3 protein-coding genes are annotated in these 2,872 nt (G+C 74.8%); 1 reads left to right on the top strand and 2 read right to left on the bottom strand.

Features of this window, described 5'->3' with window-relative positions; all coding sequences use genetic code 11:
- Window positions 1-707, top strand: a 707-nt coding sequence (locus tag GT030_RS16695; RefSeq protein ID WP_161201780.1) for a B12-binding domain-containing protein, incomplete at its 5' end; no start/stop codon positions are given.
- Here GT030_RS16695 and GT030_RS16690 read toward each other — a convergent pair.
- Window positions 682-2,058: a deoxyribodipyrimidine photo-lyase gene (locus GT030_RS16690; protein WP_161201779.1), complete on the bottom strand. Its 1,377-nt coding sequence runs from the start codon at window positions 2,056-2,058 to the stop codon at window positions 682-684. The genes GT030_RS16695 and GT030_RS16690 overlap by 26 nt on opposite strands.
- Window positions 2,059-2,128: 70 nt before the next feature.
- The coding region (locus tag GT030_RS16685; protein WP_237522540.1) for a DUF2867 domain-containing protein at window positions 2,129-2,872 on the bottom strand (744 nt) is incomplete at its 5' end.

Here is a 2,872-nt window from a genome sequence, read left to right as displayed (position 1 = left end):
GCGCCCCCGGCGCCCTGCCGCTGGGCGATGTGCGCCAGGAGTGCAGGGGCCTGGCCCGTGCGGCCGTCCGCCTGGACGCCCGCGCCGTGGAGGAGCAACTGGACGGGGCGATCACCGAGTACGGCATCACCGTCGCCTGGCAGGACGTGATGGCGCCCGCCCTGCACGCCGTGGGCCGCAAGTGGGTCTCGTCGGGGGACCGGTACATCGAGGTGGAGCACCTGCTGTCCTGGCAGGTCTCCACCGCCCTGCGCCGCCACACCCCGCGGCTCGGCCCGCCCGGCACCCCCGGCACCGGGCCCGTGCTGCTCGCCTGCGCCCCCGACGAACAGCACACCCTCCCGCTGGAGGCCCTCAACGCCGCGCTGGTCCGGCACGGCGTCCCCACCCGGATGTTCGGCAGCGCCGTCCCCGCCGACGCGCTCACCGCCGCCGTACGGCGCCTCGGTCCGGCGGCGGTCGTGCTGTGGTCCCAGTCCCGCGCCACCGCCGGCCTGCCGCTCGCCCGGCATGTCGCGGGCATGGAGTGGGGCGTACGCGGCGCCCGCGGGCAGACCCTGATGATGCTCGGCGGCCCCGGCTGGACGGGCCGCTCCAGCCACGGCATGCTCCGCCCGACCGGACTCGCCGACGCCCTCGACACCCTGACCGCCGCCTACGGCACCGGGCCCGGCCGGGACCTCACTCCAGCCCGCGCGCGTGCTTGAACCGGTCCAGCCCGTCCCTGAGGTCGACGACCGGGTCCGGGTAGTCCCCGAGCTTCGCCCGGTCCGGCCCGCTCAGCTTCCACGGCTCGTGCACCGCCGCCCCCTCCACGTGCGCCAGCTCCTCGACCCAGCGCCGGACATAGGCGCCGTCCGGGTCGTACCGCCTGGCCTGGGCCGTCGGGTTCAGCACCCGGTTGGGGCGGGTGTCGGTGCCCGTTCCGGCCGTCCACTGCCAGTTGAGCTGGTTGTTGGCCACGTCCCCGTCGACCAGCAGGTCCAGGAAGTGCCGGGCGCCCACCCGCCAGTCCACGTACAGCGTCTTGGTCAGGAAGCTCGCGGTGAGCAGCCGGCCCCGGTTGTGCATCCAGCCCTCGTGCCGCAACTGCCGCATCGCCGCGTCCACGATCGGGTAGCCGGTACGGCCGTCCCGCCACGCCTGGATGTCCGCCTCGGCCTTCCTGCCGGTGCGCCAACGGTCGTGCCGGGTGCGGTAGTCGGCGCGGGACGCCTCCGGACGCACCGCCAGCAACTGCCGGTTGAAGTCCCGCCAGGCGACCTGCCGTACGAACGCCGCCGCGCCCGCCCCGCCCTCCAGCCGTGACCGGTGCACGAGTTCCACCGGGGAGACGGTGCCGAAGTGCAGGTGCGGCGAGAGCCGGGAGGTGCCGTCGCCGGCCAGGTCGTCGTGCCGGTCCTCGTACGCGTCGATCCCCGCGCGCAGCCATTCGGCCACCAACCGGCGCCCCGCCGCCTCACCGCCCTCCGCGAGCGCCGGGGAAGTGCCCGACACCGCGTCACGGGACGGGAGTTCCTCGGACTTGACGCCCTCCGGCACCCTCACCTTCCGGGGCGCGCCGAGCGGGTCACGCTGGGCATGCCCGGACCAGTGGCGGAAATACGGGGTGAACACGGCGAAGTGGTCCGAGGCCATCGGGGTCACCGCGCCCGGCTCCACGGCGGCGGTCACCGTGTCGTGGACGTGCAGCCTGCGGCCGTCCGCCTCCAGCGCGGTGCGCAGGGCGTGCTCGCGATGGTGTGCGTAGCCGCTGGCGTCGGCGGCCATGTGCACCTCGTCGGCGTCCGCCTCCGCCACCACCTTCAGCACCTCGGCCACCACGTCACCGGAGCGCACCACGAGCTGGCCGCCGCGCTCGCGCAGCCCGGCGTCCAGGTCCCGCAGGCAGTCGGCGAGGAACGCCAGCCGGTTGGGCGCGGCGAACCCAGCGCCGTCGATGCCGTCGTCGCGCACGAACAGCGGCACCACCTGCCGGGCCCCCTCCAGGGCCGCGCGCAGCGGCGGATGGTCGTGCAGACGCAGGTCGGCGGTGAAGAGAACGACCGAGGTGTTCATCGAACGGCTCCGGAGCAGGGGATGCTTACGGTGGACTCTTCCGGGCGAGCGCCCCGCACGGACGCGGACGTCAACGCCGTGCCCGCCTTTTCATCCTCCGGTGCTGGAGCCCCAGGTTCTTGATGCCCCGCTTCCGCGGTCCCCGGTTCCTCATCGTCGGGACCGGACCGTGGACCGCGGCCCGCGCGATGTTCCGGGCCATCCCGCCGAACACGATCTCGTGGAACGGCGACACCGACCACCAGTACGCCTGGCCGAGCAGCCCGCGCGGATGGAACAGGGCGCGCTGGCGGTACCGGCTGCGGCCCTCGCCGTACGGCTCCGCGTACATCTCCAGCCACGCCAGGCCCGGCAGCCGCATCTCGGCCCGCAGCCGCAGCAGATGGCCCGGCTCGATCTCCTCCACCCGCCAGAAGTCCAGCGAGTCGCCCACCCGCAGCCGCTCCGCGTCCCGGCGGCCCCGGCGCAGGCCCACCCCGCCCATCGCCCGGTCCATCCAGCCGCGCAGGGACCAGGCGAGCGGGAAGGAGTACCAGCCGTTGTCGCCGCCGACCCCCTCGATCACCCGCCACAGCCGGTCCAGCGGGGCGTCCACCACCGTCTCGCGCTCGTCGGTGTACAGGCTGCCGCCCGCCCAGTCCGGGTCGGTCGGCAGCGGATCGCTCGGCGCGCCCGGCACCGACGCCGACGACCAGCGGGTGGCCACCTTCGCCTCCCGCACCCGGCGCAGCGCCAGCCGTACCGCCTCGTCGAAGGTGAACGGATGCCCGGGCGGCTCGGGCAGATACCGCCGGATGTCGTGCTCGCGGCACAC

Origin of the sequence: Streptomyces sp. SID1328 (assembly GCF_009865595.1) — a bacterium.
GTDB classification, from domain to species: Bacteria; Actinomycetota; Actinomycetes; order Streptomycetales; family Streptomycetaceae; genus Streptomyces; species Streptomyces griseoluteus.
This window is presented reverse-complemented; position numbering and strand designations above follow the sequence as displayed.